This is a genomic window from Dyadobacter sp. OTU695, from assembly GCF_038440355.1.
GTDB lineage: Bacteria > Bacteroidota > Bacteroidia > Cytophagales > Spirosomataceae > Dyadobacter.
The window spans coordinates 200,351-223,433 of the sequence record NZ_JASATN010000008.1 but is presented as its reverse complement, the minus strand read 5'-3'; the positions used below and the strand labels follow the sequence as shown (position 1 = coordinate 223,433).

The following is a 23,083-nucleotide window of genomic DNA, read 5'->3' as shown; positions in this document are numbered from 1 at the left end:
GTGTACCCGCCGCGTGGGCGAAAGCTAAACCGTTTGACAAATTTGTAGCCCAATTCGTTGAAATGTGTACAGAAAATGTCTGATCTGGATTATTTACTATTTAAAACGTGCATTTCAAATCGTGAACCGTATCGGCAGGTTATCCCATTCTGGCAATGAAAGCCTTGATATTGTCGCGGTAACCACGTGTCCATTTTACTTTTTCACCGGTGGTTAAGTGTATGATATACTCGCCGTTGAAGTAGGTTTCGAGCTCGGAGATGAAATTCATGTTCACAATGTTCGAACGGCCCACACGGATCATCACAGAAGGGTCCAGACGGTTTTCGAGACTGCCGAGGCTCTCGTAAACGGTGTAAACTTTCTTCTGCGTAGTATAAACAGATATATAGTTGCCATCCGCCGAAAAATGGGTGATATCGTCGGTCTTGACCAGGTACATCTTCCCGGCCTCTTTTACGAGCAGCCGCTGCAAATAGTTATCTTCCTTTTCTTTTTGATCACGAAAAAGGCTGTTTACAAGCTCTTCGATCCGCGGTTGCGACTTTTGGCTGAGCCGCTCTTTAAGCCGCCCCAGCGACTGGTGAAAGCGGATTTCATCGAACGGTTTCAATAAATAATCGATCGCATTCACCTCAAATGCACGCAATGCATATTGATCGAACGCGGTCGTGAAGACGACGAACGGCTGGTGGTAGGGCCATATTTCCCGCAATACCTCAAAACCGTCGAGTTCGGGCATCTGGATGTCGAGAAAAATGACATCGGGCTTGTGCTGTAATGTTTTTACCACCGCTTCGGAGCCGTTGGCAGCCTCGTCGGTGATTTCAATGGTATGGTCATGCTGTACAAATGTCCTGATAACGTCCCTGGCCAGCACTTCATCATCGATGATCAGGCAGCGGTATTTCATATTCTTTCGGGGTTTTGGTGTTCGTTGTTATTGCCAGGCCGACGGCCGTCAAAATACATGGTCACCGAAGTGCCGCCGCCATTGGGTTGGTCAAATTCCAGCCGGCCTTCGGCACCGTAAGCTTGTTGCAGCCTCAATAACGTGTTTTGCAGGCCGAGGCCCATTCCTTTCGAGGGCTTCCGGGGAGTGGCGCCGATGCCGTTGTCGTAGACCGTCACCTGCATGCCGGTGGCGGTCACGCGGCTGGTAATGCGTATGAGCGCGTTGGTGGCAATATCGGAAATGCCGTGAGTAATAGAGTTTTCGACGATTGGTTGTAGTATGAGCTGTGGCACCGGACAAAGCTCGGAAGCGGGATCAATATGGTATTCCACTTTCAGCCGGTCCTGGAAACGGATCTGCTGGATGTCGAGGTATTGCCGGGTCAGTTTGAGCTCTTCCTGTAACGGAATGAAATCGGCCGACTGGTTCACCAGTACCGCCCGCAGCAGGTCGCTCAGCGTGGTGATCATCAGCGTGGCTTTGCGGATATCGTTTTTAACCATTAAACTGACGACACTATGCAGGGTATTGAAGAGAAAATGCGGATTGAGCTGCATTTTGAGCGATTGCAGCTGCGCATTGGCCAACTGGCCGCGGAGCTGTTCGTTGTGCAGCTCGGTTTCGAAATTCTGTTGTTTGAGTTGCTGATAGCGGTAAATATAGGACACCTTATTAAAACCGACCACCAACAGTAAATACTGCCCGAAACTTGCCGTGTAGGCAATGAAGAAGGAAAACAGGTAGTTTTCCAGCGGTACGGATTTTCCCACTGCCCGGTACATCAGCGGGTTGGTAATATAATAATGCAGCAGGTTGATAAAGATGTTCAGAAATGTGACGATCGCCAGGTGGATCAGGATCGGTTTCAGAATGGAGCTCTGCCGGACTTTGAAGGCGATCGGAACTTTGATCGACGCGTACAGAACGAGCGGGGTGGTAGACCACCAGAACAACCCGTCGAGCAGCCAGATAAACACCTCATGGGGCCGCATGACTACACCCTCCCTTAAAAGCCACAGCATCATAAGCTGACCGAACGTTATTATTGCAAAAATGCCCCAATAGCAGAAGGAGTACCACCAGAACTGCCCGACGGAAAGCGGCAGCCCCGAATGTTCCAACATACGTTTTAAAAAGGTCATGACAGGATGGATGATTTGGAAACCATAAGGATGATTTCCGGACAAATCTAATGGCTTCGCACCGGGAAGTAACCCTGATTTACGCGAAGCGGGGGAATCGTTATCTGAAACACATTTTTAGCCATGCGATTCGTTTGAGGCCAATGTTGGTTGTTATGTGTTTATTTTTAGAAAAAATGTAAAAATAATTGCTTGTAAATTTTGTTGTTTAATCGATTAAATCTACATTTGGTCACATTATTCCCAGTTTCAGATTTTCCCTCTTGCCATCAGATACTTATTCGGCGAGCCGTTTCCATTACCCGATACCATCACAGAAACCTGACTAAGACATTGCTATCCGACATATTGGTTTGAGAAATTGCTTAATCGTTTAAATAAAAAACAGTTATCAACACATAGCCTGTTGCCCGTGCAATGCATGCATTTGCCGTCACTTTCCGCATCCGGTAAGTAGCGGAAGAGGTTCTTTGTTGTTTGCGTATAGATATGATCGTTCGTTTATTCCGGCCGTTCGCAGCTTGTTTTTTGCTTTGCTGTTCCTGGTGCTCGTGTCCGTAAGCAATTACGGTTTCGTGTACGTTTTGCATAACGCCATTCACCCTGAATTTTGACCCAGTTAGACGTGATGAAGAAATGTTTTACAATGATGGCGCTGCTCAGCATGCTATGCAGCAGCGTGGTTTTTGGCCAGAACGGTTTTGAAACTTGACGCGCCGGATCTGGTGGGATAAAAAGTAATAGGCAATTCTTAAACCTTTAACCTGAAACAAATGAAAGAGAATGGAATGAGTCGTCGCGACACGATGAAAGCCCTGGGGCTGGGCGGTTCGGCGGGAATGCTCGGGCTGTTCGGAGGTATTTCCGATGCTCGTGCCGACCGTCGGGCCGCCGCCGAAGCGGAAACGCCGCAGTATGCCAAAGGCATGAAACCCCTGACGATAAAAAGCGTCCGCGCGATTGCGACGGCGCCGCAGGGCTCCAACCTCATTGTCGTGAAAGTGGAAACCTCCGAGCCCGGGCTTTACGGGCTGGGCTGCGCTACTTTCACGCAGCGCGCCGAGGTGGTGCTGGTGGCGGTCAATACTTATCTCAATGAATTTTGCGTCGGCAGGGACGTCGACAATATCGAGGACATGTGGCATGCCGCCTATGTGAGCTCGTACTGGCGTAACGGTCCCGTGCTGAACAATGCATTGAGTGGATTGGACCAGGCGCTATGGGATATCAAAGGCAAACGCGCCGGGATGCCGCTGTACCAGTTGCTGGGCGGTAAAGCGCGTTTTGCAGTGCCTTGTTACACCCATGCGAACGGGCGCACGCCCGAGGAAACGGTGGAAAGTGTCAAAAAAATCCAGGAGCAGGGTTACCGCTACATCCGCATTCAGCAGGGAGGGTACGGTGCCGTGGGCAGCACTACCCAAAAGCCTGATTTCAAGGAAGCTGGCTTCGGCGGGGCTACCGACAATTATATGGACGAAAATGCCTACCTCAAAGCCATTCCCATTCTCTTCGAAACCGTGCGGAAGCAATGTGGGGAGGAAGTGGAGCTCCTGCACGACATCCACGAGCGCGTGCAGCCGATGAATGCGATCAATATGATCAAAAAGCTGGAAGAATTCCGGCCGTTTTTTATCGAAGATCCTTTTTCTCCCGAGAATATGAAGTGGTTCAAACTGCTGCGCCAGAGCACCACGGTTCCGCTAGCAATGGGCGAGCTTTTCAATAATATCAATGAATTCCTCGAACCTATGGCCAATCAGTGGTTCGACTACATCCGCATCCACGTATCGCAGATCGGCGGGGTCACGCCGGCCATGAAAGTGGCCCGGCTTGGGGAATGGTTCAATGTCAAAACGGCCTGGCACGGTCCTGGGGATGTGTCACCGGTAGGCCACTCGGCGCACGCGCATATCGATCTGGCTGTCTGGAACTTCGGTATCCAGGAGGCGGTGCAGTTCAATGACAAGACACTGGAAGTATTCTCGGGTTGCCCGACGATGAAAAACGGTTATATGTCGGTCAATGAAGTGCCGGGCATAGGGGTGGACATCGATGAAAAAGCCGCGGCTAAATTTCCGATCAGCGCAAAATCGAACTGGCAAGTAAGAAAATTCGACGGTACGCTTATACGTCCATGAAAAAAACATCGCTCAAAGATATTGCACAGCAGGCGGGCGTTTCCACGGCCCTGGTTTCATATGTCCTCAACGGCAAAGAGAAGGAAACCAGGGTGGGGGAGGCCATTGCTCAGAAAATCAGGTTGATAGCCAAGGAATTGAACTATCAGCCCAATCACCTGGCCAAAAGCCTGAGAAGCGGCAAAACACACACCATCGGGCTGATCATCGCCGATATTTCCAACCCGTTCTTCGCCAATATCGCCCGTGTGGTGGAAGATGAGGCCAAGAAAAACGGCTACACGGTCATTATTGGCAGCTGCGACGAGCATGCCGAGAAATCCTGGGATTTGCTGAATGTGCTGATCAACCGCCAGGTCGATGGCTTCATCATCGTCTCCTGCGAAGGCTCCGAAAGTCAGGTGCATTATCTTAAAGAGCGGAATATCCCATTCGTGCTGCTGGATCGTCACTTTCCCGAAATCCAGACCGATTTTGTGGCTACCAACAACTACAAGGCCTCCTACGACGCCGGCGTTCACCTCATCAAAAGCGGCTATTCGCGGATCGGGATCATGGCTTACAAATCGACTATGTACCACATGGAGGAGCGCGTGCGGGGCTACAAACACGCATTGCGCGACAACCACATCGAGTTTCACGACTCATGGCTGAAAGAAGTGCATTTCGAAACGATGGATAAGGAGGTACGGACGGCAATCGACGAAATACTGGCCTCCGAGCAGCGTGTAGACGCGATGATTTTTGCGACCTACGGATTAGCTATCAATGCATTAAAATATATCACGGAGCTGCGCCTCAAAGTCCCGTCCGACCTGGCGATCGTCAGTTTTGGCCAGGCGGAGGTTTTTGACCTGTACTATTGCCCGATCACCTACGTACGGCAGCCTTTGGAAATGCTGGGCAAAACGTCGGTTGAGTTTTTGTTGAAAAAGCTAAAAAACCCCGAGGAAGGCATGAAGCAGATTTTGATGGAGGCGAAGTTGATCGCCCGGGAGTCATCGAAGGCCAAACCTGCGGCGCTTAGCGGCTAATGCATGGCAGGCTATTTTTTTGCCAACATGCTTAAACGTTTAATGCACGGGCGGTTATAAACCATATTGATGTGGATAGTCACGTGTGGTCAGGTTTGGTCAGGCGTAGTCAAGCGAAGTGAGGTGTAGTCAGGCTAAAGTCAAATGAAGTCAGGCGTAGTCAGGTTTGGTCATATTGTGGGTTGGAGGAATGATGGAGGATGCAATATCACCTGACTATACCCAACCGCACTTGACCATTTGTGACAACACCCAATCATAACCTGACTATTCCCGAAAACTCTTGACCAGCACCTGACAACGTACCTGACTATCACATGACTATTGCCTGACTATTACCAGACCTACTACCATTATGCGAAGAAGAAACTTTATCAAAACTGCGTTCCTCGGCACTGCGGCGGTCGCTAGTGGCTTTCCACTGATCAAAGCCGAGGCAGCGTCCAAAATGAAGATCACCAAGATCCGGTACTATGCCGCTCCGGGATATAACAAGCCGCTTTTCAACCAGGCGCGCGGGATCGTGGAGATCGAAACTGATGGCGGCATTATCGGGATCGGCGAGGGCGGCTCGAAGGATATGATCGAGCAATGTGCCCAAATGATGATCGGCGAGGACCCGTTCCGCATCGAGCACATCTGGCAGAACGTGTACCGCGGGATGTTTTACCCACCGGGCCGCGAGAAACTGCACGCATTGGGCGCATTGGAGATGGCGCTTTGGGATATCAAAGGCAAGGCGCTGAATGTGCCTGTTTACGAATTGCTCGGCGGCGCCACACGCGACTATGTCGAATGCTATGCCACCGGTTTCCGCGCATCAAAGGCCACGACGGAAGAAGAGCGGGCGAGAGATTGCATCGAGGCAGGTTTGCGGTCCTATCGCATCGGTCCTACGGGAGGTAATGGCGATCAGCCCTTTGATTTTTATGAGAATGTCAAAAAGACCATCGATTTCTGCAAACGGATCGACGAGGCTGTCGGCGGCGGGGGAAAATGGGCCATCGACCTGCATACGAGGTTCGATATGACCGATGGCTTGAAGATCTGTACGGCGCTTGAATCGCTGGAACCGTATTTCGTGGAGGACATCATCCGCTCGGAAAACCCTTCGGTTTACAAAACCGTGCGCTCGATGACCAAGGTGCCCATTGCCGTCGGCGAGCAGTTCGGCGACCGGTGGGATTGCAACGAGTTTATCGAAAACCGCTGGATCGATTACACCCGGTTTACATTACCTAACACGGGCGGCATCAGCGAATTTAAAAAGCTGGCTTCCATGTGCGAAACGCATTATGTAGGCATGATACCGCATTTCACAGGCCCGCTGGCGACAGCCACATTGGTACACGTGCTTGGTTCGAGCAGTCCGGCCAGGGCGCTGATGGAGCTGGGCGGGGGAGAACCGGAGCGGCCGCCTTACTTCAATGAGGACTTTATCAATTTCAAAAACGGTAAGCTGTATCTCAACGACGCGCCCGGACTGGGGGTAAAATTCGATCCTAAAAAGGCAACTTTCATTATGGAGGTCAAAGAGAAAACCAAATTCCCGCACCCGATCCTGAAAAGTCCGGACGGTGCTATCCACAACTGGTAATGCTATGAAATACCATACCTCGTCGGTAGTGGATCGGTGACAAGTATTTTCCTAACGTTCAAATAAATCTATCTATTAAAATCCATGAGAAAATTGCTGAGTTTATGCCTGGTGCTCCTTGCATTGGGCAGAGGTGGTTTGCTTGCCCAAAATGGCAGGATAACCGGAAAAGTAACGGATCAGGACAATGCCGCGCTGCCTGGTGTGAGTATCCTGATCAGCGGTACCTCGCAGGGTACCGTGACCGACGGAGAGGGGAATTACGTGATCAATGCACCGGGGGACGGAAGCCTGGTATTTTCGTTTATCGGCTATGAAACCCAGACGGTCGCCATCGGTAATCGTTCGGTAATTGACATTAAACTCGCCCAGGGATCCCGCAGCCTCGACGAACTGGTAGTAGTAGGGTATGGTACGCAAAAGAAAACAGACGTAACGGGCGCACTATCGGTCGTTTCGACGCGTGAGTTTTCGCAGCAGCCCATTACCCGTCTCGACCAGGTGTTGCAGGGCCGTGCGGCCGGTGTGCAGGTGACGCAGTCCAATGGTGCGCCGGGCGGCGATTCGAAAGTACGTGTTCGCGGTGCCAACTCTGTGCTGGGAAACAATGATCCGCTTTATGTGATCGACGGTTTTGTTGGTGCCAACTATAATTTATTGAACCCCAACGATATCGAATCGCTGCAAGTGCTGAAAGACGCGGCTTCGACTTCTATTTATGGTAGTCGCGGTGCGAATGGGGTGATCATTATCACGACCAAAAAGGGTAGCAAAGGCATTAAGGTAAGCTATGAAGGGCAAGGTAGCGTTTCGAATGTGATCAAGAAATTCGATATCCTGCCTGCGGGTGAATTTGCCGAGATCGTGAATGCCCGCGCGGCGGCTACGGGTTCTAATGCCCCGTTTACGCAGGCGCAGGTCGACGATTTTAAAAAGAACGGCGGTACCGACTGGCAAGATCTCGTATACCGCAAGGGAAGCGGCCAACAGCATCAGGTTACGGTTTCGGGTGGTAACGAAAAGACTTCTTTCCTGATTTCCGGAAATTATGTCAATCAGAAAGGTATTGTCAATAACAGTGGCTTCAAACGCTATGTGTTGCGGACCAATCTGACGACGCAAATCAACAAGAACCTTGCCTTGCGGCTCAATTTGTCGGGTGCCAAAACGGCCAACCACAATACGGACGGTGGCGGAGCATTGATCGAAGCATTGCAATGGGCGCCTACCACGCCTGCCTATGGTGCAGACGGCCAGCCGACGTTTGCGGATCCGACCGGTTCGGTTTCCAGAAGCCCGCTGGATCATTTGTATGACAAATCCATCGATACCGAGCGGATGAACATCAACGCGATCGGCGGACTGACTTACCAATTGCCGATCAACGGCTTGTCGCTTGATCTGCAATACGCGATCAACTACCTGGATGCGCAAAACAAGAACTTCAACGGCAAACGCCTTTCGAACAACAACCCGAATGCGACCCGCTATTCGTCCGACCAGGTGACTTTGCAAAATACCAATGCATTGAACTACACCCGCACTTTCGGTAACCATTCTATCACCGCGGTAGCCGTTCTCGAGACACAGCAGTTTACCGATAAAAACTTCACGGCCACCGCCAATGGCCTTCGTTTTCCGCAGCTGGGCTACGATAACATCGGCGGTAACTCGGCCGCGACCGTCAATTCAGGCTTTTCCAAATGGACACTGCTTTCATTGCTCGGACGGGTGAACTATGCATTCAAAGACAAATACCTGGTGACTGCGGCCATTCGCCGTGATGGTTCTTCGAAATTCAGCGAAGATAACCGTAACAGCGTTTTCCCGTCGGTAGCATTGGGCTGGCGGCTTTCTGAGGAGGAATTTATCAAGAACCTGAATGTGTTTTCAAACCTGAAATTGCGGGGAAGCTGGGGTAAAACCGGTAGCCAGGCTATTAACCCGTACGCTACATTATCGCCCTACAACTCTACGCAGGTCGGTTTCAACAATACTGGCGTGACGGCGGGTGTGATCCAGGGTAACCAGGGGAACAAAAATCTGAAATGGGAAACGACCACACAAACCGACGTGGGTATTGAAATGGAGTTTCTTAATGGCCGTCTGCATTTCGAAGCTGATTATTTCAACAAAAGCACTACCGATTTGCTGCTGAACGTGCAGTTGCCCAACTACGCAGGCGGTGGTACGCAGCCTCGCAACGTGGGCGAGATCAAAAACACGGGCTTTGAGTTTGCTATTGGTGGTACACCTATCGAGAAAGGCAAATTCAGCTGGGAAACCAACCTGAACTTGTCGACACTGAAAAACGAGGTGGTAAGTCTCGGCGGGTTGCCACGTCTCGGCACCGGTACCGGAGCAGGCGGCGGCATGTCCATTACCAACGAATTTATGCTCATGCCCGGCCAGCCGCTCGGTTCGTATTGGGGCCTGAAATACCTTGGTACCTTCAAACCCAATGAGGCCGACATCGCCGCCAAGCAAGGCCGCGTACCCGGCGACCCGCATTATGAAGACGTGAATGGCGACAATGCGATCACCACCGACGATTTTCAGATTGTCGGCCACGCGTTCCCAAAACTGACCGGCGGTTGGAATAACACCTTTACATATAGCGGTTTAACTCTGAATGTATTCTTCCAGGGTGCTTTTGGAGTTGATAAGCTAAACTACACCCGCGCGGGCGCCATGTCGGGCTCGGGTGAGGCGCGTCAGTTCTTGCTGACAGAAATCCGTGACTATTACCGGGAGGGCAATACGGATTCGGATATTCCCGCATTTACCAAAACCTACCAGCCATTTACGCAGTCGAGCCGGTTTGTGGAAAACGGGAGTTTTGTAAGATTGAAAAATGTCAGCCTGGCCTACAACCTGCCTTCCTCTGTTTTCAAAGATAAAGCCAATGTCCGCATTTTCGCCAGCGCGACCAACCTGCTCACGATCACCAAATACACCGGTCCCGACCCTGAAACCAGCAATGTAGGTTCCAGCACCGACACCGCCATAGGCATCGACCGCGGTTCATACCCGAATGCGAAAGTGTACACGCTGGGGGTGACGCTTGGGTTTTAGGGGCAATAGGCAGTAAGCGATAAGCTTTAAGCCTTAGGCGGGAATTTACAACGGGCGCACCGCTTGCAGCATATCGCCTGTGAACCTTTAAATGAAATTTCAACAAAGAAATAAAAACATCAGCTGTTGCTGAGCAAACGTAGCTTAAAGCATACAGCTTAAAGCCTAAAGCATTAAAAAAATGAAAAAACTACCAATACTTCTTCTAAGCGCCCTGCTTCTGGCTGGTGCGGGTTGCAGCGATTATCTCGATGAGGATACGACGGGACTGTTATACGGGCCTAATGTACTTTCGACCCAGGATGGACTTGAATCGGCGTTGACAGGCGCTTACAAAGGCCTGGCCAACCAGTGGAGCTACGGGTTTTTACATCCATCCGCCAATGCGGCGGTGCTCGGGGCGGACGACGTTACCACGCACCCGGCGAGTAATAAGGCGGATTGGCGTGAGTTCGATCAGTTCAATGTTTCGACTACGAACCAGCGCTCGAATGCGGTCTATAATGGGTGTTACAAAGCGATCCAGGGAGCGAATAATGTGATCAATAATTACCAGAAAACGGTGGGTACCAAGGCGACGATCGATATCATCGTCGGCGAGGCGCATTTTATCCGTGCGTTTTCCTACTACTGGCTGACCCGTTTCTGGGGTAACATTCCATTGATCCTGGCCGGCGAATATTCCGATGATTTGCTGACGGTTAAAAAATCGACGCCGCAGGAAGTTTACGATCTGATCGTGGCTGATTTGAAAGTGGCTGAAACCAATCTTCCAAACGCAAAACGTGATCCGGGACGGCCTAACAAAGGGTCTGCCAAAGCATTCCTCGCGGACGTGTATCTGACGATGGCGGGCTGGCCGTTGAAGCAAACAGACAAATACGATTTGGCTGCCGCGAAAGCCAAAGAGGTTATCGACAACGCCGGCGCCTACGGCTTTGAACTGCTGCCGACATTCGCGGCGGTGTTTGAAAACGATCCGGCATCCCCGGGCACCAAAGAAGCTGTGTTCCAGATCAGCGGGTACCTTGGCGGGAGCGGCACGGCCAATGCAACCTATGGCAACACCACTATGCCCGGCGAAGAAGGCGGTTGGGACGATATGTTTGCCGAGCTTAACTTCTTCCGTGACTTTCCCGCCGGCCCGCGAAAGGACGCTACATTCCGCACGGAATTCGGCCTGGGTGCTACCAAAATTCCCTGGCAGAACAGTTTGACCAAACATCCTTACTACCAGAAATGGTATATCAAGGGAAATATCGTAACGTCGAGCATTTCGCTGCCGTCGGTTATGATGCGTTACCCGCACGTGCTGACCATCTATGCCGAAGCCAAAGCCCGCGGGACCGGTGGACCCGACCAGGCGGCATACGACGCTTTGAACAAGGTACGCTTGCGTGGACGTGCGGCAGGGACCAAAGCGCTGATGCCTGGTGACGGCCTCACAGCAGCCCAGTTTGCAGATGAAGTGGTACAGGAGCGGGCTTGGGAGTTCGCCTGCGAGCGCACACGCTGGTTCGACCTGGTGCGGCTCGAAAAGGTGGAAGAAGCCAATGCCAAGAAAAGCAACGACGATTTGCAGCCGATCAAGCCGATCGTGAAGGCTAACTACTGGTTCCCGCTGCCTTATACGGATACGTCCATTAATCCGAATTTGTAGCAGTAACCGGGGTGGAGATACGGTTTCGCCCGCCTTCGACTGCGCTCAGGCTGACATTTGGATATCGCTGATGTCAGCCTGAGCGAAGTCGAAGGCATGCGAGACGTTACCGGTCAGGCCGACGTTGGAACAAACGGCTCAGGCATCCGGCTTTTTTAGTACAAATTACCTGCAAAAATTCCATGACAATCCGTTTCCCGATTATACTTTCAATGATTGCAACCGCAACATTTTGCGGCCTCGCACCGGTCTTCCGGGACGATGGGAAAGATGCCGACTGGCCCGTGTACGGCGGCAACAATGCCGGTAACCGCTATTCTTCGTTGACCCAAATCAATAAGGATAATGTGAAAAACCTGCAACCTGTCTGGACTTACGATACCGGGGAAAACAAACCCGGTGAACGCGGTATGGATTTGCAGTGCCAGCCGATCGTCATTGACGGCGTTATGTACGGTACCACGCCCAGGTTGAAGGTTTTTGCCATCGACGCGGCGACAGGCAAAGAGCTTTGGAAGTTCGATCCTTTTGAAGGAAAACGGCCGCGGTTCCATCCGATGCGCGGGGTTGTGTATTGGTCGGATGGGATTGATAAGCGCATTCTGTTCACGGCCGGGGCATCGTTGTTTGCATTGAATGCAGAAACAGGGAAGCTGGTGGAAAGCTTCGGTAAAAACGGCGAGGTGGATTTTCATGATGGCCTGGGCGATGAGGCCACCTACGGTTACGATCCCTATCAGTTCAATATCCGCAACACCACGCCCGGCGTGATTTACAAGAACCTCCTCATTACCGGTTCCTCTGTTTCCGAAGGCGGCGACGCATTGCCGGGGCACATCCGTGCATTCGATGTACGTACGGGTAAGGTGGCTTGGGTGTTCCGCACCATTCCGCTGCCGGGTGAATATGGCTACGAAACCTGGTCGAAAGACTCATACAAGAAACTGGGCGGAGCCAATTGCTGGGCAGGAATGGTGATGGACGAAAAACGGGGAATGGTTTTTCTGGGAACCGGCTCGCCATCCGTAGATTTTTACGGAGCGGCCAGGAAGGGAAGTAATCTTTTCGCGAATTGCGTCATCGCGCTTAATGCGGAGACAGGCAAACGCGTCTGGCATTTTCAGACAGTTCACCACGATCTTTGGGACAGGGATATTCCGTGCCCGCCCAATCTGATCACGGTCAAACGGAATGGAAAGATGGTGGATGCCGTGGCGCAGGCGACAAAAGATGGCCACATTTTCCTTTTCAACCGTGAAACCGGAAAGCCACTGTTTCCAATCAAAGAGGTACCGGTCCCCAAAGCGAAACCATTGGCGGGCGAGCAGCCCTGGCCTACGCAGCCCGTACCCGTTAAACCGGAGCCATTTGCCAACCAGTCGTTGACCGAAGCCGACATTACTACGCGCACGCCGGAGGCACACGCCTACGTGCTCGACCGTTTTCGCAATAGTAACAAAGGACCGAAAAACCAGCCGCCCGATTTGCAGGGCGGGCTGCTATACGGTATCGGCGGCGGAGCGGAGTGGGGCGGTACCGCAGCCGATCCGGAAGGTATTGTGTATGTGAATGGCAACAATATGCTCTGGTGGCTTAAAATGCGGGATGCGAAAGAAAGTCAGAAGGGCCAGGTGTTGACAAGAGGTCAGGTTTTGTTTAATACCAATTGTGCGGTTTGTCATGCTACCGATTCGAAAAATGCGACGGTCTCTCAAACTTACCCGGTTTTGAAAGACATCGGACAGCGGATGAACCGTGAACAAATCGGCACGTTGCTGGAAACCGGCCGCGGCAGGATGCCTTCCTTTCAGCATATCTCGAGGGATGACCGCGCGGCTATTATAGATTTCCTTTTAAAAACCGAACCGAAACCGGCAGCGAACGACATCCACGCACAAACGGCGGCGAACGCGACTAAAAGCAATGTCAACTTTCCATATCAGCCGCCTTATGTCAACAACGGCAATGTGCAGTTCCGTGACCAGGATAATTACCCGGCCATCAAGCCGCCATGGGGTACATTGAACGCCATTAATATGAACACCGGCGAATACCTCTGGAAAGTTACACTTGGCGAGTATCCCGAGCTGACGAAGCAAGGAATCCCGCCGACCGGTACGGAAAATCATGGCGGCCCGTTGGTGACAGCCGGTGGCCTGCTCTTCCTCGCAGCGACCTACGATGAAAAACTTCGGGCGTTCGATACCAAAACCGGTCAGGTTGTGTGGGAATACAAACTTCCGGCAGGCGGTTTTGCTACTCCCATTACCTATATGGTCGATGGAAAGCAATATATTGCGATCGCAGCCGGCGGTACACGCTACGGGCTGAAGCCCGGCGGCAATTACATTGCATTTGCCCTGCCATGACATACCGTTGACCGTCGATTTAAGGCGGCGGAAGTTACCTAACGAAAAAGAAGCTATGAGTAAAAACCTGCTAAGTTGTGACTGGGGAACGTCCTCGTTCCGGTTGAGGCTGGTCAATGTGAAGGATCACGATGTGGTAGCGGAAGTGACGTCCCAGAATGGGATAGGCGCGGTGTACAATGCCTGGCAGGAAGTGCACAATGCCAATCAGATGCCGCGGGGCGAATACTACCGTTCGATCATCGCGACGCAGGTTACCGCATTGGAGAAGCAAACCGGAATAGACTTGACAGGCGTGTCCATTGTGCTTTCGGGCATGGCCTCTTCCTCCATCGGGATGCAGGAGCTGCCGTACGCCCGCCTGCCGTTTGCATTGGACGGGGCACATCTGGGCATGCATCATTATGGACAGCAGGCCGGTTTCCGGCACGAGCTCACGCTGGTTTCCGGCGTAAGGAGCGATCATGACGTAATGCGTGGCGAAGAAACCCAACTGATCGGACTGGGTGCGGCCATGGATCTTTCCGGTCGCGACGCGATATTCATTTTCCCGGGCACGCATTCCAAGCATATGTTCGTGCGCGACGGCCGTTTGATTGATTTCAAGACTTTTATGACGGGCGAAGTGTTCAACCTGATGGCCAATCAGAGCATTTTGAAAGATTCCATCGACCATTACCACCAGCCTGATTTTGACGCGGAAGCTACCGGAGCTTTTAGGTTGGGCATACGTGAGTCGGGTTCGGGAAATATTTTAAATGCATTATTTACAGTAAGAACCAACCAGCTTTTTGATTTAATGAATAAGCGGGAAAACGGAATGTTCCTGAGCGGGCTGTTGATCGGCTACGAAATCCGTGATCTCACGAAGGAGACCAGCGCACAGCTGGTACTATGTGGCGGGGGCAATCTGTACCATTTGTACAGAGCTGCGATCGAGGCTTTGGGGCTGGCCGGAAGGGCGACCATTATCCCGTCGGAGATTGTAGACAGGGCGGCCACCATGGGGCATATCCGAATTTTTGAGAACCAATATTTAACATTGAATAAAACAATTTATGAGTGAGCATACATTTTCGTGGGAGCTGTTCAACAAGGCGCCGCTGGTTGGCATTATCCGGAATGTTTCGCCGGAAGACGTTAAACGCATTCTACCCATTTACCGGGAAGCCGGCCTGACGACCGTTGAGATTACGATGAACACACCGGGCGCGACTGACATAATCCGGTATGCCCTGGAAAATGAACATTACGGCCTGAACATCGGTGCGGGAACGGTTTGTACCAAAGATGACCTGGATGCGGCCCTTGAAGCAGGCGCGCAGTTCATTGTCACGCCGGTTCTGAGTAAAAAGGTTATTAAATCTTGTGTGAAAAAGGGCATCCCGGTGTTTCCGGGCGCATATACACCCACTGAAATTTTCAATGCATGGTCGCTCGGCGCGTCGATGGTGAAGATCTATCCGGCTACGGCCCTGGGGCCAGGGTATATCAAAGACCTCAAAGCGCCGATGAACCAGTTGAAATTGTTGCCTACCGGTGGGGTAAGCCTCGAAAACATGGAAGCTTTCCTGAAAGCGGGAGCGAACGGGCTGGGTATTGGCGGACAGTTATTTGACAAGAAACTGATCCAGGACAAAAACTGGGACGGACTGAAAGCACATTTCCTTCAATTCGTACAAAAACTTGCTTAGCAATGGGTAAAATCAGGAATTACCGCTGGATCATCGTGATCCTGCTGTTTCTCGCCACGACCATTAATTACCTCGACAGGCAGATCATCGGTCTCCTGAAACCCATTCTCGAAAAAGAGTTCGTTTGGACTGAAACCGATTTCGCCCGCATTGTCATGGCATTTACGGCAGCTTACGCCGTTGGTCTACTCGTTTTTGGCTGGCTGATCGACAAGATCGGTACAAAAGCGGGGTACTCGTTTACTATCATCTTCTGGAGTGTCGCAGGAATGCTGCACGCCGTAGCACGCAGCGCATTCGGGTTTGGGCTTGCGCGTGTGGGGCTCGGTTTGGGAGAGGCCGGTAATTATCCTGCGGCAGTCAAAACCGTTGCTGAATGGTTTCCGAAAAAGGAACGCGCATTAGCGACCGGTCTTTTTAATGCCGGTACCAGCGTAGGCGTGGTGGTGGCACTGATACTCGTGCCCTGGATTTTGAGCCATTACGGCTGGCAGGAAGTGTTCTGGATTACGGGAGCGCTGGGTTTTGTATGGCTTGTTTTCTGGCTGATATTTTACGATATTCCCGTCAAGCAGAAGCGCCTGAGCGGAGAAGAACTGCATTACATTCTGAGCGGGCAAGACCAGGACGAAAACGAGGCCGAAAGGCAGCCGGTTAAATGGATCAAACTCTTCACTTTCCCGCAAACCTGGGCGTACATCACGGGCAAAGGCCTCATTGACCCAATCTATTGGTTTTTCCTTTTCTGGCTGCCATCCTATTTCGCTTCGACGTTTAACCTGGACCTTAAAAAGCCCAGTTTTGAATTGATGCTCATTTACACGGCGACAACCGTTGGGAGTATCGGAGGCGGCTATTTGTCCTCCTGGCTTATCAAACGGGGCTGGCCGACGCTCAAAGCGCGCAAAACGGTTTTGCTGGGTTTGGCATTCTGTGAATTATCCGTGATACTGATCCAGTTTTCCAGCGGCGTATGGATGGCAGTAGGGCTGATCAGTCTGGCCGTAGCATTGCACCAGGCCTGGGCTACCAACGTATTCACCCTACCGTCCGATCTTTTCCCGAAACAGGCCGTTAGCTCGGTGGTAGGCATTGGCGGAATGGCCGGGGCGGTGGGCGGCATCCTGTTCCCGATCCTGATCGGCAACCTGCTCGACAGCTACAAAGCAGCCGGCAATATCCAGGCGGGCTACAACATCATTTTTACAATCTGCGGTTTTACTTATCTTGTGGCGTGGCTGATTATCCATTGGCTCACCCGAACGCCCAAAGTAGTAGAACTCGAAGAATTGCAATGATTACACTAAGAAGAACCGATTCCGACGACGAAGATTTCAAAGCATTAGTAAAGCTCCTGGACGCCGACCTGGCCATACGCGACGGCGCCGACCATGGTTTTTACTCTCAATTCAACAAAATAGACAAGATCCGGCACGCCGTAGTATGCTACGAAAACGGCCAGGCCATTGGCTGCGGGGCCATTAAGGCATTCAGCGACGAGGCGATGGAAGTGAAGCGGATGTACGTCTCACCCGAAGGCCGCAACAAGGGTATTGCCACACGCGTGCTTACGGAGCTGGAAGATTGGGCGAGGGAAATGCGTTATGCCCGATGCGTGCTCGAAACCGGCAAGCGCCAGCCGGAAGCAATTGCGCTCTATGAAAAAAACGGGTACCGGCGTACGGAGAATTACGGGCAATATTTGGGGGTGGAAAATAGTGTTTGCTTTGAGAAGAAGTTAGGAAACTAATTCTTACAAATGGCCGTGTAAATTAGCTAATTTAATAATTCAATCTGCAACTTCACATTGGCCTGCATGGCATTGAATACCCTCATAAGCGTGTCGACCGTTACATTTCCTGCATTGCTTTCGAGCTTTGAAATTTGTGATTTCTGGACTCCTATCAGTTCGCCAAGTGCTTCCTGAGTAAGTCTCCTTTTCTTGCGCGTCTGCTTGATCGCTTTCCCAATCAAATCCATTTTCAAATCATATTCGTATTGGTCACGTTCCGGCGTGCCTACTTTGCCGATAATTTCGTCTTCTATTTCGTTAAGCGTGTAAGTTTTCATGTGTTAGACTTTTTGTCTGAAAAGTATTTGACCTTGATGTTTTGTGCCCTTATGATCTCGTGATCCGGGACTTTGCTTTGTTTTTTCACAAAGCCGTGTGTTGCAATTATCAATGTGTTCCTATGGTCTGTCTTGTCCCAAAAAGCCAGCATCCGGTATTGATGCCATTGAACTGTGTCCGAAACTCCCAGATATCCGCATTCAGCTTTTTAAGCAAGGCCGGGTCAAGTCGTGACTGTGATTTTCTGATATTCGACATGATTTCATCGCAGCTTTTCGATCCAATGACCTTAGAAAATCGGCTGCCTGGTCGAGGATGACCACATTAAAAAGTTTTTCGATCATCTATTCCAGGTGAAGATAGCGAAAGTTTCTTTAAAAGGAAACTTTACAGGTATGCTGGAAGATAGATTTGTTTATCAGGATTTGCCATGTAGATGCACATGAGTACAGTCAATACCGGTTTCGCGGCAAGGTTGATAGAAGTTGCCAGAGCTGATTAAGTGCTAAATCTGAATGATAAGATTTCCTGTTCCTTATTTTAAATAGCATTAATGTAGAATTTTTTACTTTTGGCTACAAGAAGTTACATAATTAGTAACCCGTACAGATAACATGATAATCGATAAACTTGCCCTGATTTACCTGGAAAACCAAAAAATACTGGCTGCCAAGAGCCGGGGAAGGGATACTTATTACATTCCCGGAGGCAAGCGCGAGCCGGGAGAATCGGATGAGGATGCACTGGTGCGCGAGATTTCCGAAGAGATCAGCATTGTTCTGGATCCGTCACTGTTGCAATTCTACGGGGAGTTTCAGGCACAGGCGCATGGGCAACCTGAAGGCGTCTTGGTTAGGCTGGGCTGCTATACAACCACCGAAAGGGGAGAGGTGAGCGCGGCTGCTGAGATCGAGGAGGTTAAGTGGTTGACATACGCAGACCGCGCCAAGGTATCGCTGGCCGCGCAGTTGCTTTTCGACGATCTGAAAGTGAAAGGGCTGCTTGCCTGATAAGCGCTTTGTCGACAATCCGGTGCTGTCCGTCGACGGTATGGAACAAATGCAGGAGCCTGCTGTTTATCCCGTCAGTTAGTATTTGTCAGCCATATTCAGATGTCAGATTCAAAAATTACAAAAACGGATTGGGAGCCAGTTAACCGACTCATTATTACGCAAATTAGCGGTGAAGTGGAGAAAGCGGATGTGATCAGGTGGAAGCAATCGCTTCACGACGCGCTGGATCAAATAGAGGATGGAGGATCGTTCAGCATTTTCGTCAACCTGCATGGCTTCACGGCGTTGAATCTCGATGCACACAAATATTTCCGCAACATCGTGCCGCTGACGCTCGCGGATTATGGGTGGAAAGTGGGTTACCTCGCCATGTTTGAAGAGGAAGCGGCGAGACTGGTTCTAACCACGAAGCGTAATATCCGGTGCCTGGCTGCGGTGCATTGCCACCAGGATGAGACCAAAATCGAGAAATACGAATCTCTTTACAGCAGTCCGTGCGAACGTTTCTTTACCGACCCGGGAAAGGCGGAAGCCTGGATAAGGAGTATCGCCTGACTTTGATATCGGGTGGCGAAATGATTTTTTTAGCCACCCGAATATTGTAATTTGCTGCCGCGCATGACACAAAAGTCATCGCCTAAATAACACTCGTATGATAGCGGCAATTCTATTATTTTTTGGATTGGGAGGTGGCGTATTTACGTTTCTATTCCTTATTCTTCCATTTGCGATTACCATATGGGCATTGATTGATGTAATCAAAAGCGATTTCGCAAAGGATATTAACAAATTGATCTGGATTATCGTGATTATTGGCTTTCCTTTTTTTGGCGGAATAATATACTATTTCGTCGGACGTAGCCAGAAAGTGAGTCTTTAAATATTGAGAACGGTTCAATAGTTACATTAGGCATCGTAGTCACAAATGTAATTTAGGCGGAAACGGAAGGCATAGCGACCAGTGAAAATGCCATTGGAAGGAGCAGAGTTGCGCCAAACACATGCAAAAAAATGGCGGCCATTTCTGGCCGCCTGCAACCCACAACAAAGAGTGGCACAGTATTAATCTGCGATTACATTTTTGTAGTCCTTGACTAATCTTGGGCCTTTACAAGCCCGTATTTGTGGTCAGTTATCACATTAACTCATGGAAAACAGCAATGTATTGCTTGCCGCGGGTTTGTGTGCTTTCGCGCCACGGCCCGAAAATCCGCATGACGGACCATCGGTTCCTGTAATGTGATAAAAGAGGTTGCGGCAGCGAAAGTAACACATTCATTCCTTTCGGCAAAGCCTTATCAGTTTGAGTAGCGTACTCATTTTTTGATAGAGCAAGGCAAAGCTGTTGAATGGCAATATACGCGGCACTTATTGCATTCGCAGAAGGATTTCAATGCTGCAAGCCGATTTGGCATGGCTTTTGAAGTCGTTTGAGCGTATTATGGAAAGTTTATCTCAGTCAGTCAATACGGGAAGGCTCATCATAGTCGCATACCGGTTACCGTTTAAGGTTGTCCGCGACGGTGACGTCTCCCGATTATTTCAAAATTCCGGCGGCCTCGTTTCCGCGGTGCTGTCGCTGGTTAAAGACCAGGAAAACCAGGCTTTTGACCCCCACCAGAAAATTCAATGGATCGGTTTTTCGGAGAATACCCCGGAGGAACTCGAAGGGGAGTCCATGGAAAATGAGAACTTCCGGGCCCACCCGGTTTTTATTCCCGACGAGCTCAACGAAAATTACTATGAGGGCTTCTGTAACAATCTGATATGGCCGCTCTGCCACTACTTCCCGTCGTTGGCACGGTTCCACGATATTTATTTCGATGCATACCGGGAAGCGCATCAATTGTTCTTCGAAAAGGTAAAGGAAGTGATCCGCCCGGGCGATGTGGTGTGGGTACAGGATTACCAGCTGATGCTCCTCCCGCAAATGATCCGCAATGCATTTCCGGAAAACAAGATCGGCTTCTTTTTTCATATCCCTTTTCCTTCTTTCGAGATATTCCGCTTGTTGCCGGTGACCTGGCGAAGGGCCATTATAGATGGCATACTCGGCGCTGATGTGGTGGGTTTTCATACCAACGATTATGTGGAGTATTTCCTGAAAGCGGCGAGACTTGTCTCCGAACTGGGGAATAAATTGCATTATATTAACCTCGGCAACCGGATCGTGAAGGTCGATTCATTCCCGATCAGTATCGATTTCGATAAATTCAATGACGCTTATGATGATTCGGATGTCATCGCTGCGCGCGCTGACGCCCGGCAGTCGCTGAAAGAAAAGATCATTTTCTCTGTCGACCGCCTGGATTATTCCAAAGGCATTATCCACCGGCTGCATGGTTACCAGCGCTTCCTGGAACAAAACTCAGGCTGGCATGAAAAAGTATCATTTGTGATGGTGGTAGTGCCCTCACGCGATACGATTGAGCAGTACCAGCAGATGAAGTCGGATATCGACCAGACGGTGGGAAAAATCAATGCGGATTTTGGCACCATATCCTGGCAGCCGATCATTTACCAGTACCGTTCGATGCCCTATCATGAGATGGTGGGCATGTATACCGCTAGCGACGTCGCGCTCATCACGCCCGTGCGCGACGGGATGAACCTTGTTTGCAAAGAGTATGTAGCAAGCCGGCGGGACGGTCGGGGCGTGTTGATATTAAGTGAAATGGCCGGCGCCGCAGCCGAGCTGGGTGAAGCCCTGATCATTAATCCGCTCGACAGGCAGGATATTGCGGACGCGATCAAAACTGCGTTCGAGATGCCGGAAGAAGAGCAATACAAACGAATGGAGGCCATGCGCGAAAGGATTCGTGACTATGATGTGTTCGCATGGACCAGTGATTTTTTTACCCAAATGACAATGCTTGAATTAGAACATGACCGGCTGCGCCAGGTTTTCCTGACTAACAAAGGCATCGACGCGATCCGGCACGCTTACCAATTATCCAATAACAGGATCCTCTTTTTCGACTACGATGGCACCCTCGCACCGATCGTTCCCGACCCGGCGAAAGCGATTATGAGTGAGGATGTAAAAAAATTACTGAACGATATCGCCAAACGGGACACGGTGGTCATCGTCAGCGGCCGCGACCGCTATTTTCTCGACAAGCTTTTCAGCGACCTTCCCGTACATATGATCGCTGAGCATGGTGCATTGATAAAAGCCAAAGATTCGGGAGAATGGCAGCTGAATGAAAATTACGAGGAAAACTGGAAGGACGGTATCCGTCCGATGATGCAGATTTATGCCAAACGCTGCCCCGGTGCATTTGTTGAAGAAAAGGAAACTGCGCTGGCGTGGCATTACCGCACCGCCGACGACAAGGAATATGCTACCCGCCGCGCGCAGGAGCTCCTTTGGCAGCTCAAAAATTATATACAGCCCGAACTGAACTTGCAGGTAATCGACGGTAACAAGGTTGTGGAAGTGAAGAAAACCGCGTTTAACAAAGGAACCGCCACGCGCACGTTCGTCGAAACGGGTGATTTCGATTTCATCCTGGCCATCGGCGACGATACGACGGACGAAGATATGTTCGAGGCGTTGCCCGATACTTCATTTACAATAAAAATAGGTGACGACCTCTCGGCCGCACGGAACCACATCCGAAGCCAGGACGAGGTTTTTCATTTCCTGCATTTTATGGTTTCGCCCGTAGGCGAGTAGGAGGGGCTTTTGTATTTTAGCGGTTCTATGGAGGAATCGCTAAAATTGCTTCACTCGGTCGTTCAGGCCATTCACCCGCTCGATTATGCTGATTGGGAAGCATTGTCGGGCATTTGGAAACCGTTCACCGCGCGGAGGAAAGAGGTTGTCACGTCTGCGGGGGAAACCGAGCGGTACCTCTATTTCGTGACGGATGGCGTGCAGCGCATTTATTACCTGGATGATCAGGACCGGGAGGCGACCATCGCATTCACGTACCGGCCGTCGTTTGGCGGAATTATAGATTCGGTACTGATGGAGGTGCCGTCGCGTTACTATTATGAAACGCTTACGCCTTCGAGCTTCATCCGGGCGCCATATATCGAGTTTAAGGCCGTTGCATATGAACGCCCGGCCGTTGAACGGATGCTACGGGCGGGGATGACGCAGACGCTTTCGGGTATTCTGGAACGGCTTGTGGAGGTGCAATGCTTTTCTTCCGAAGATAAATTCCGGAATTTGCTTAAACGAAGTCCGCATATCCTGCAACTCGTACCGCACAAATACCTCGCCAATTACCTGGGCATCGATCCGACCAATTTCAGCAAACTTGTGAATAGGGTACGTATTTGAAAATGTTGGTTTTTACCAAAAAAATCAAAAACACTGATGCG

At 50.7% G+C, this 23,083-nt stretch carries 19 protein-coding genes; 15 read left to right on the top strand and 4 right to left on the bottom strand.

Going from position 1 to position 23,083, the window contains the following annotated elements:
* Positions 1–139: 139 nt before the first annotated feature.
* Together AAHB90_RS16935 and AAHB90_RS16930 are read right to left on the bottom strand one after the other, a co-directional pair.
* On the bottom strand, positions 140–913 hold the full coding sequence (locus tag AAHB90_RS16935; RefSeq protein WP_342086392.1) for a LytR/AlgR family response regulator transcription factor: 774 nt from the start codon (positions 911–913) through the stop codon (positions 140–142).
* The gene (locus AAHB90_RS16930) at positions 910–2,097 is read right to left on the bottom strand and encodes a sensor histidine kinase (protein WP_342086391.1); all 1,188 of its coding nucleotides are present in this window, start codon (positions 2,095–2,097) and stop codon (positions 910–912) included. Before AAHB90_RS16930 ends, AAHB90_RS16935 begins: the two co-directional genes overlap by 4 nt.
* A 773-nt stretch (positions 2,098–2,870) precedes the next feature.
* On the opposite strand from AAHB90_RS16930, the gene AAHB90_RS16925 reads away from it, so the two are divergent.
* From AAHB90_RS16925 to AAHB90_RS16880, 10 genes are all read left to right on the top strand, one after another.
* Positions 2,871–4,238, top strand: coding sequence for an enolase C-terminal domain-like protein (locus AAHB90_RS16925; RefSeq protein ID WP_342086390.1), 1,368 nt, complete (start codon positions 2,871–2,873; stop codon positions 4,236–4,238).
* On the top strand, positions 4,235–5,272 hold the full coding sequence (locus AAHB90_RS16920; RefSeq protein WP_342086389.1) for a LacI family DNA-binding transcriptional regulator: 1,038 nt from the start codon (positions 4,235–4,237) through the stop codon (positions 5,270–5,272). Before AAHB90_RS16925 ends, AAHB90_RS16920 begins: the two co-directional genes overlap by 4 nt.
* Before the next feature lie 355 nt (positions 5,273–5,627).
* Positions 5,628–6,869 carry a mandelate racemase/muconate lactonizing enzyme family protein gene (locus tag AAHB90_RS16915; RefSeq protein WP_342086388.1) on the top strand — a complete coding sequence of 414 codons (1,242 nt, stop codon included), beginning with the start codon at positions 5,628–5,630 and terminating at the stop codon, positions 6,867–6,869.
* Positions 6,870–6,953: 84 nt separating this feature from the next.
* Complete coding sequence (locus AAHB90_RS16910; protein WP_342086387.1) at positions 6,954–9,944, top strand: SusC/RagA family TonB-linked outer membrane protein; 2,991 nt, start codon at positions 6,954–6,956, stop codon at positions 9,942–9,944.
* Between the two features lie 181 nt (positions 9,945–10,125).
* Complete coding sequence (locus tag AAHB90_RS16905) at positions 10,126–11,604, top strand: RagB/SusD family nutrient uptake outer membrane protein (protein ID WP_342086386.1); 1,479 nt, start codon at positions 10,126–10,128, stop codon at positions 11,602–11,604.
* A gap of 212 nt (positions 11,605–11,816) precedes the next feature.
* Positions 11,817–13,973, top strand: a complete 2,157-nt coding sequence (locus tag AAHB90_RS16900) for an outer membrane protein assembly factor BamB family protein (protein ID WP_342086385.1) — start codon at positions 11,817–11,819, stop codon at positions 13,971–13,973.
* A gap of 55 nt (positions 13,974–14,028) precedes the next feature.
* A complete protein-coding gene (locus tag AAHB90_RS16895; protein WP_342086384.1) occupies positions 14,029–15,039 on the top strand; it encodes a 2-dehydro-3-deoxygalactonokinase in 1,011 nt (336 codons plus the stop codon).
* Positions 15,032–15,667, top strand: coding sequence for a bifunctional 4-hydroxy-2-oxoglutarate aldolase/2-dehydro-3-deoxy-phosphogluconate aldolase (locus tag AAHB90_RS16890; RefSeq protein ID WP_342086383.1), 636 nt, complete (start codon positions 15,032–15,034; stop codon positions 15,665–15,667). The genes AAHB90_RS16895 and AAHB90_RS16890 overlap by 8 nt, the downstream gene beginning before the upstream one ends.
* Before the next feature lie 2 nt (positions 15,668–15,669).
* On the top strand, positions 15,670–16,965 hold the full coding sequence (locus AAHB90_RS16885; RefSeq protein ID WP_342086382.1) for an MFS transporter: 1,296 nt from the start codon (positions 15,670–15,672) through the stop codon (positions 16,963–16,965).
* Complete coding sequence (locus AAHB90_RS16880; RefSeq protein ID WP_342086381.1) at positions 16,962–17,417, top strand: GNAT family N-acetyltransferase; 456 nt, start codon at positions 16,962–16,964, stop codon at positions 17,415–17,417. Before AAHB90_RS16885 ends, AAHB90_RS16880 begins: the two co-directional genes overlap by 4 nt.
* Before the next feature lie 26 nt (positions 17,418–17,443).
* Here the strand turns inward: AAHB90_RS16880 and AAHB90_RS16875 are convergent, their stop codons facing one another.
* Together AAHB90_RS16875 and AAHB90_RS16870 are read right to left on the bottom strand one after the other, a co-directional pair.
* On the bottom strand, positions 17,444–17,737 hold the full coding sequence (locus AAHB90_RS16875; protein ID WP_342086380.1) for a helix-turn-helix domain-containing protein: 294 nt from the start codon (positions 17,735–17,737) through the stop codon (positions 17,444–17,446).
* Positions 17,734–17,889 (bottom strand): hypothetical protein, encoded by a 156-nt coding sequence (locus AAHB90_RS16870; protein ID WP_342086379.1) that lies wholly within the window; start codon positions 17,887–17,889, stop codon positions 17,734–17,736. The genes AAHB90_RS16875 and AAHB90_RS16870 overlap by 4 nt, the downstream gene beginning before the upstream one ends.
* Positions 17,890–18,352: 463 nt before the next feature.
* Here AAHB90_RS16870 and AAHB90_RS16865 point away from each other — a divergent pair, with 463 nt between their 5' ends.
* From AAHB90_RS16865 to AAHB90_RS16850, 5 genes are all read left to right on the top strand, one after another.
* Positions 18,353–18,748, top strand: a complete 396-nt coding sequence (locus AAHB90_RS16865) for an NUDIX hydrolase (RefSeq protein WP_342086378.1) — start codon at positions 18,353–18,355, stop codon at positions 18,746–18,748.
* A gap of 102 nt (positions 18,749–18,850) precedes the next feature.
* Positions 18,851–19,306, top strand: coding sequence for a hypothetical protein (locus AAHB90_RS16860; protein ID WP_342086377.1), 456 nt, complete (start codon positions 18,851–18,853; stop codon positions 19,304–19,306).
* A gap of 97 nt (positions 19,307–19,403) precedes the next feature.
* On the top strand, positions 19,404–19,631 hold the full coding sequence (locus AAHB90_RS32815) for a PLDc N-terminal domain-containing protein (RefSeq protein WP_446717910.1): 228 nt from the start codon (positions 19,404–19,406) through the stop codon (positions 19,629–19,631).
* A 561-nt stretch (positions 19,632–20,192) separates the two neighbouring features.
* The gene (locus AAHB90_RS16855) at positions 20,193–22,430 is read left to right on the top strand and encodes a bifunctional alpha,alpha-trehalose-phosphate synthase (UDP-forming)/trehalose-phosphatase (RefSeq protein WP_342086376.1); all 2,238 of its coding nucleotides are present in this window, start codon (positions 20,193–20,195) and stop codon (positions 22,428–22,430) included.
* 27 nt (positions 22,431–22,457) lie between these two features.
* Positions 22,458–23,042 (top strand): Crp/Fnr family transcriptional regulator, encoded by a 585-nt coding sequence (locus AAHB90_RS16850; RefSeq protein WP_342086375.1) that lies wholly within the window; start codon positions 22,458–22,460, stop codon positions 23,040–23,042.
* The last annotated feature ends 41 nt before the right edge of the window (positions 23,043–23,083 follow it).

Bases quoted from the DNA above. Each gene is read 5' to 3' on its own strand.
- AAHB90_RS16935 (WP_342086392.1), bottom strand. From the start codon at position 913: ATGAAATACCGCTGCCTGATCATCGATGATGAAGTGCTGGCCAGGGAC.
- AAHB90_RS16930 (WP_342086391.1), bottom strand. From the start codon at position 2,097: ATGACCTTTTTAAAACGTATGTTGGAACATTCGGGGCTGCCGCTTTCC.
- AAHB90_RS16925 (WP_342086390.1), top strand. From the start codon at position 2,871: ATGAAAGAGAATGGAATGAGTCGTCGCGACACGATGAAAGCCCTGGGG.
- AAHB90_RS16920 (WP_342086389.1), top strand. From the start codon at position 4,235: ATGAAAAAAACATCGCTCAAAGATATTGCACAGCAGGCGGGCGTTTCC.
- AAHB90_RS16915 (WP_342086388.1), top strand. From the start codon at position 5,628: ATGCGAAGAAGAAACTTTATCAAAACTGCGTTCCTCGGCACTGCGGCG.
- AAHB90_RS16910 (WP_342086387.1), top strand. From the start codon at position 6,954: ATGAGAAAATTGCTGAGTTTATGCCTGGTGCTCCTTGCATTGGGCAGA.
- AAHB90_RS16905 (WP_342086386.1), top strand. From the start codon at position 10,126: ATGAAAAAACTACCAATACTTCTTCTAAGCGCCCTGCTTCTGGCTGGT.
- AAHB90_RS16900 (WP_342086385.1), top strand. From the start codon at position 11,817: ATGATTGCAACCGCAACATTTTGCGGCCTCGCACCGGTCTTCCGGGAC.
- AAHB90_RS16895 (WP_342086384.1), top strand. From the start codon at position 14,029: ATGAGTAAAAACCTGCTAAGTTGTGACTGGGGAACGTCCTCGTTCCGG.
- AAHB90_RS16890 (WP_342086383.1), top strand. From the start codon at position 15,032: ATGAGTGAGCATACATTTTCGTGGGAGCTGTTCAACAAGGCGCCGCTG.
- AAHB90_RS16885 (WP_342086382.1), top strand. From the start codon at position 15,670: ATGGGTAAAATCAGGAATTACCGCTGGATCATCGTGATCCTGCTGTTT.
- AAHB90_RS16880 (WP_342086381.1), top strand. From the start codon at position 16,962: ATGATTACACTAAGAAGAACCGATTCCGACGACGAAGATTTCAAAGCA.
- AAHB90_RS16875 (WP_342086380.1), bottom strand. From the start codon at position 17,737: ATGAAAACTTACACGCTTAACGAAATAGAAGACGAAATTATCGGCAAA.
- AAHB90_RS16870 (WP_342086379.1), bottom strand. From the start codon at position 17,889: ATGCTGGCTTTTTGGGACAAGACAGACCATAGGAACACATTGATAATT.
- AAHB90_RS16865 (WP_342086378.1), top strand. From the start codon at position 18,353: ATGATAATCGATAAACTTGCCCTGATTTACCTGGAAAACCAAAAAATA.
- AAHB90_RS16860 (WP_342086377.1), top strand. From the start codon at position 18,851: ATGTCAGATTCAAAAATTACAAAAACGGATTGGGAGCCAGTTAACCGA.
- AAHB90_RS32815 (WP_446717910.1), top strand. From the start codon at position 19,404: ATGATAGCGGCAATTCTATTATTTTTTGGATTGGGAGGTGGCGTATTT.
- AAHB90_RS16855 (WP_342086376.1), top strand. From the start codon at position 20,193: ATGGAAAGTTTATCTCAGTCAGTCAATACGGGAAGGCTCATCATAGTC.
- AAHB90_RS16850 (WP_342086375.1), top strand. From the start codon at position 22,458: ATGGAGGAATCGCTAAAATTGCTTCACTCGGTCGTTCAGGCCATTCAC.